A 6000-nucleotide genomic window follows, 5' to 3' on the forward strand; every position below is an offset into this window, starting at 1 on the left:
TTTGTAATATTTGCTCCCAGTTCTAGTTACTTCAACAGTGGGAAGAGTCAAATATGTTGCCAACCATTGTAAAAATAAGCAAATTAACTGCAGCGATAACAAAGAAGATTTTTTATAGAAACGTAAATTATGAATTACGGGACATTGGTCGCAGTGATAAAGTATGATAAATCAGATGTGACTCTATGCAGTTCGAAGAGAATCAAAGCGAATTTTAAACGTTATAAAATAATGATGGTTAACCACTCAATCACTAAAATAACGCCAACTGTTTAAGTAATAATCCAGCACTACAGGCTTATCAATTTGGTTAATGTCAACCGCGATTTCTTGAATGTCTTTTGCAAAAACAAACATAGATGGCAGTGTTTCTGGGCTTAAAAAAAGGCTGTGTTCTAAGGGCCGTTTAGGTACTAGGCTTATGGGTTTCAGGCCACTTAATACAAATCCCCAGTCTCCAAAAGACGGTACATTAGTGTGATAGGGATAGGTATAATCAAAACCGGCTGCGGCTATGGTTTTTGCAATACTCCAAAATGCAGGTTTAACAAAAAACGGGCTAGTCGCTTGGGTCACCATTAGGCCATCTGAGGTTAAGTTTTCTCTGGCTAAGCGGTAGTATTGTTTACTGTATAAACGCGACAGTGCAACGCTGTTCGGATCAGGTAAATCGTTAATGATAAGATCATAAGGTTGTTGATTTTTCTCGAGATATACGAAGGCATCAGCAATCACAACCTGTACTTTTTTATTCGCTAGACTGGCTAAGTTTATGTCAACTAAATGTGCATTATTTTTTGCTAATTCGGTCATTCTAGAATCTAGGTCAACCAAGACTATTTCTTGAATTTCAGGGTACTTGAGCAACTCTCTTACCGCTAAACCGTCTCCTGCGCCTAACACCAATACACGTTTGATGAGTTTACCGGCGTAAGTCATGGGCACCATCACTAATGATTCATGGTAACGGTACTCATCTACAGATGAAAACTGTAAGACACCATTTAAGTACAGTCTCAGATCGTCTTTGCTTTTAGTCAGAGTTATTTTTTGATAAGGGGTTTGTTCACTATGCACAATACGCCCGTTATAAAGCATTTGATCCCATTCCTTTAGAGCACGACCAGAAAACACCAACATCACTAAAATGACTACACTCATAACAAAGGTTAAGAATTGCAGTCTTTTACCGGTTTTTCCTAGGGACCTTCTAAAGGAGTACAACACCACAGCCGCGATGGACATATTGATTAGCCCAAACAACAATGAAGATTGGTAAATGCCCAATACAGGTAAAAGAAAAAACGGAAAGGCTATGGTTGCGATCAAAGCTCCGAGGTAATCAAAAGATAAGATATTCGCAATATTGGATTTAAGTGCCTGATAACTTTCCATTAATCTGGTTAGAAAAGGAATTTCTAGGCCAATTAAGAAACCAATGCTTAAGGTGAGCAACACATAAGTTGGGTAGAATAATGCGGTGGTAGTATAGGTAAAATACAATAACGGAATACTGAGCCCACCGATAAGCCCGAGTAAGATTTCTGCCATCACAAAACGTTGTAATAACTTGTCAGTCATAAATTTAGATAAATAAGAACCCAAGCCCATGGCGGCCATATATAGCCCTATGGTAAGTGAGAAAAACTTCACACTGTCCCCCATAAAATAGGACACAGTGGTGGCAATCAGCAGTTCATAAATAATCGAGCATAAACCAGCAATAAATGCGGCATAGATCAAGGTAGCAGAGTGTTTCTGTTTAGACTGGTTAGCCAAGTCGGGTGGCGCAGTCGACATCTTAAATTGGTCCATAGGTTGACGATATGTTTACCTTGTTTAACGCCGCTCCTCTATCTAACTCACGCACATCGACACGTTGTGGACATAAATATTGCTTGATAGGTGTAATGGCTAAAGACGGTTCGCAATTACCACACATAAATATATCAACAGCTGCAAAGTGATTTTCGGGCCATGTGTGAATGCTAATGTGGGACTCAGCAAGCAGTAACATACCTGTAATGCCTTGCCCTTCTCCAAAACTATGAAAGTATTTTTGCAAAATTGTGGCGTGACAGGCCTCTGCCGCCTCTGTTAAGGCTTTTTCAATCACGCACTTATCATTTAGATGGGTGGCTTGGTATAGATCTAAAATCAGATGTATCCCTGGGGTATAACTATTTTCCATAAAATTTTATCTTTATCCTGACATTATTTAAAAGTCGGTTTATTTGTAACTTTGTTATTGTCTAATTTCGCTACAGGAGTAGCAAATAAAAAAGGATAATGTTTGGCAACTGTTTTAACGTGACATTCATTCACACCTTACATTAACTATTTGAATTAAATGTATTTCTAATCTGTTCCATACGCTGGCGATTCACACCAAAGTCTGAGTGCCCGATACGTGATGCGGATCGTAAGTGAATCATTGTTTTTCCCTCAGCAGCAGATAAAAAAACAAACTCTGCATCATCAACAAAGCGGAAAACATTAGAAGTAAATTCAGCGCGAATGTAGTTTTCTTCTGTGGCTATAATTTTTGTACGTTCCATCCCTTCCAGAACCTGTAACAATCTATCTTGCGCTTCTTGGACTGAACCACTGAATGCTATAGCTTGTATAAAGTGTGCTTCATTTGTTGCTTGAGTGCTGACACAATTAGGCTTATCTGGACAAGGCATCAATTGACCACTTTTCACACCTAATTTTGGTATGGTGCCAGAGCATCCCACCAAAACAATAAAGCTCAACAGAGTAATAGCTAGATATTTATTCAAAACACTGCTCCTTATATGTTCGTTGTATTTATGTCTGCCAGTATACATAAGTTAAGAGACAACTAGGCATTGCACATACAAAAACACTTGGCAAATATTCAGTTACCGCAGACATCTAGGCAATGATATCTGCTTGCCGTTTAGTAGATAGTACTCTTTGAACTGAACAAGTTCGCCGTTACGAATTAACTTAAAAACCATAGACCTATTGTTTAAAGTAAAGGCTTTGGGTCTCCACCAAGCCTTGTCACACTGGTATTCTCGGCCATGAGTGAGTCCCAATCCAAGGGTAACCTGCGCTCTTTTTCAGCTGCAAATATAGGTGCTTGATCATCATAGTGACGTGAAGTGGTATCAAGGGTGGCACTGCCAAAATTATGGATGCTGCGAGTTGAAAGCTCTCCATCTGGCGCCCATTCAACAAACATAATGTAACTGTCTCCAGCTGTGGCTTGTAGATGGCCGTCCTCATCATCAAATTCTCCATAAACGGCACGCAACACGTCAGGTGCACCAGACAGAGGCCAACTTTTATCACCGCGCACAAGCCGGTTGACTTCGCCCCATTTCGGATCGATTCGCCCAAAATGGGTTTGTAGTAAAGAAAGCGCTGTGCGAAAAGCTTCAGTTAAATCAGGTTCAGGCTGATCGCGCATAGTCGCCATAACAAATGGCTTAGTGGTCAGCACTCCCAGCGCTGCGATTCGATTTTCAGCATCGGTGCCTAAATCCCAATCTTGCAGCAGTGTTTGCCCTGCTTGCAACTGACTCCCAGACTCAAAAGACATCGCTAAAATCCGTGTGATCACCTGGCCAACCTCTGAACCTTGGGCGTAACTATTATCATATTTGTAGCTCCGTAAATCTTCGCGGCTAATAGCTTGGTCGTTCCCAAACAAAGCTTCGATACGTAATGCTCGATTAGTCATATTAGTCTGAATACCCATAGCAGTATCAAAGTCTTCAGGTTTTGGTTGGCCTTCACCAACCGATGAACGAAACGGAGTATTGTTAGCATTGTATACAAAACCGGATTTAGGGTTCACAGTGCGAGGCAATCGTTCAAAGGGGTGATATCCGTGCCAAATTAGATCTGATTGGTCCCCAGGAATTAAACCAAGCCAATTAATAGCTGAATACTGATCCCCTTCGGGGCGTTTTGGCATCATCGCATTATAGTAGTGTGCAATATTGCCATTCCTATCTGCGTACACATAGTTAATGCTAGGCGCAGCAAGCATCGAAAGCGCGGCTTCAAAGTCACCTTGAGTACGGGCTTTGTTCATGGCTATCATCTCTTCGAGAGTACGCATTTCATCCATACCCGCCCAGCGCAGTGCAAAGGTGCCCTTTTCTGTTTTAAAAACGGGGCCATGTTCTGAGCGATATATCGTTTCGTGAAAGGTCCAGCGGATCGGCCCCCAAAAGGTGACATCAATAGCCGCGTCTTTTACTACAAAGTCTCGCCATTCACCGTCTAATAAATATTGGTTTTCATTGTTGGGATTAATAGTTAATTGATACACATCCACTAAGTCCGGTTTATTGACGGTACTTGCCCATCCCAGCGTGGGACCGTGACCGTGTAAAATCACAGGTGCGCCAGGAAAAGTGCTGCCTGCCATATCCCAGCCTTGCTGTGTTTTTACTCGCGCTTCATACCAAGCAACGGGTCCAGTAAGAGGTTGATGGGAATTAACCAAAAGGCGAGTATAACCATCTTCTGAACGAGACGGCGCAATAGCAATTCCCTGGCTTCCAAGATCCGGTTGCGGTGAGTGGGTGACTTGCAAATACGCCAGTTTGTCGAGGCCAGTTCCATAAGTTCCCTCGACGACAGCGGCCACAGCTTGATCAAATCCATAAAATAACGGTGTTTTAAAAGTGAAACCGGCAACAATATCTTTAGCGGTAACGGGCAATAATCCGGCAGCAACTTTGCTCGGATTGACAGAAGCGTAATAGTTTACCCCATCCGCATAGGCCTGGGCATGATCTCGGGTTTGTTGGTCAATGCGGCTCTCATAACCGGCGTTCACCACATCCCAGACTCCCATAAATTGTACTAGATAATCTGTCTTAGCCGCACTGGCACCGTGTAAAGTCGCGAGTTTGCCACGAGTAACCAACAAAACATCTTGCATAGTCGCAAAATCATCCTCACCGTGAGCATAAGCCAGTCCAAAAGCCGCATCTATATCCCTCGCGCCAAAGATATGTGGTACCGCATATTTGTCTCTAACAATTTGTACTTGGTACTTATCCGCGAGTATTTTGTATTGCGCTGGATCCTCTGATTGTGGTGCAGTTATCCAAAAACCGATAAAAATGAATGTTAATAATGTCGTGACAATAACCAGTATTTTTTTAGCCATAATGCCTTCCCATAACAGCGCGCTCATTGAAATGTCGAGCTCTCCATTTATCAGAGCTCTAATAACAGTCGCTGTTAATGTATTTTTTATAGGAAGTTAGACTAAGTGCAATATCTTTTAAAAGCCAGATTAGATTTTTTCGTCTATTTTTATGTGATTCAAAACTTCACTACTTAAAAAGAACCAAACAGTATCTGAAGTTTATTACAGACTTAGAGTCAAAAAAGAATCATAACAAGGAACAAAAAAAGCATGTTAAGGATAATAAATTGGGAAGACTTGAATTAACGAACACCCTATTTATTGGTACTTTAGATTTCTGATTAATTTGGAATTTGTAGAGCCTGCAGCGCCGCAATACTAAGAACTGACAATTATTGTTTCACACCTTAAACTGGCCAATCAATTCCTGTAAACCACTGGCTAGACGAGCAAGTTCTTCACTTGCTGACGTTGTTTGTGTTGCTCCATCTGCTGCTTGTTCAGAAGCAGCACTAATGTTGGTAATATTACGATTCACTTCCTCTGCAACTACGCTTTGTTCTTCAGCGGCACTTGCTATTTGGGTATTCATATCATTAATGGTTGCCACAGAACTCGTTATTTTCACTAGAGATTGGGCTGCATCAGATGCTTGTATGGTCCCCGTTTGAGCCTGAGTTCGTCCTTGTTCCATTACCGACACAGCTTGTTTTGAGCCAGTTTGAAGTTTTTCGATCATCACTTGAATTTCTTGAGTCGATACCTGTGTTCGACTAGCAAGTGTTCGCACTTCATCGGCTACCACTAATACTGTTCGTTTAAGGCTTTTTCTTTAAATGTGCCGGTTTCTTAATTTTGTA

Annotated in this window: 5 protein-coding genes; all 5 read right to left on the bottom strand. The window is 41.4% G+C overall.

Going from position 1 to position 6000, the window contains the following annotated elements:
• Window positions 1-246 precede the first annotated feature (246 nt).
• The 5 genes from AAC000_RS21850 to AAC000_RS21870 all read right to left on the bottom strand — a co-directional run bounded on the left by AAC000_RS21850 (window position 247) and on the right by AAC000_RS21870 (window position 5945).
• A complete protein-coding gene (locus tag AAC000_RS21850) occupies window positions 247-1800 on the bottom strand; it encodes a polyamine aminopropyltransferase (RefSeq protein WP_339725888.1) in 1554 nt (517 codons plus the stop codon).
• 1 nt (window position 1801) lies between these two features.
• Window positions 1802-2191, bottom strand: a complete 390-nt coding sequence (gene speD / locus AAC000_RS21855) for an adenosylmethionine decarboxylase (protein WP_339725890.1) — start codon at window positions 2189-2191, stop codon at window positions 1802-1804.
• Between the two features lie 142 nt (window positions 2192-2333).
• Window positions 2334-2783 carry a DUF1499 domain-containing protein gene (locus tag AAC000_RS21860; RefSeq protein ID WP_339725891.1) on the bottom strand — a complete coding sequence of 150 codons (450 nt, stop codon included), beginning with the start codon at window positions 2781-2783 and terminating at the stop codon, window positions 2334-2336.
• A gap of 212 nt (window positions 2784-2995) precedes the next feature.
• Window positions 2996-5158: a penicillin acylase family protein gene (locus AAC000_RS21865; protein ID WP_339725893.1), complete on the bottom strand. Its 2163-nt coding sequence runs from the start codon at window positions 5156-5158 to the stop codon at window positions 2996-2998.
• A 382-nt stretch (window positions 5159-5540) separates the two neighbouring features.
• A complete protein-coding gene (locus tag AAC000_RS21870) occupies window positions 5541-5945 on the bottom strand; it encodes a methyl-accepting chemotaxis protein (protein WP_339725894.1) in 405 nt (134 codons plus the stop codon).
• Window positions 5946-6000 lie beyond the last annotated feature (55 nt).

The organism is uncultured Paraglaciecola sp., assembly GCF_963977085.1.
Classification (GTDB): Bacteria; Pseudomonadota; Gammaproteobacteria; order Enterobacterales; family Alteromonadaceae; genus Paraglaciecola.

Coding starts and splice junctions, on each gene's coding strand:
- AAC000_RS21865 (WP_339725893.1), bottom strand. CDS start 5,158: ATGGCTAAAAAAATACTGGTTATTGTCACGACATTATTAACATTCATT.
- speD (WP_339725890.1), bottom strand. CDS start 2,191: ATGGAAAATAGTTATACCCCAGGGATACATCTGATTTTAGATCTATAC.
- AAC000_RS21850 (WP_339725888.1), bottom strand. CDS start 1,800: ATGTCGACTGCGCCACCCGACTTGGCTAACCAGTCTAAACAGAAACAC.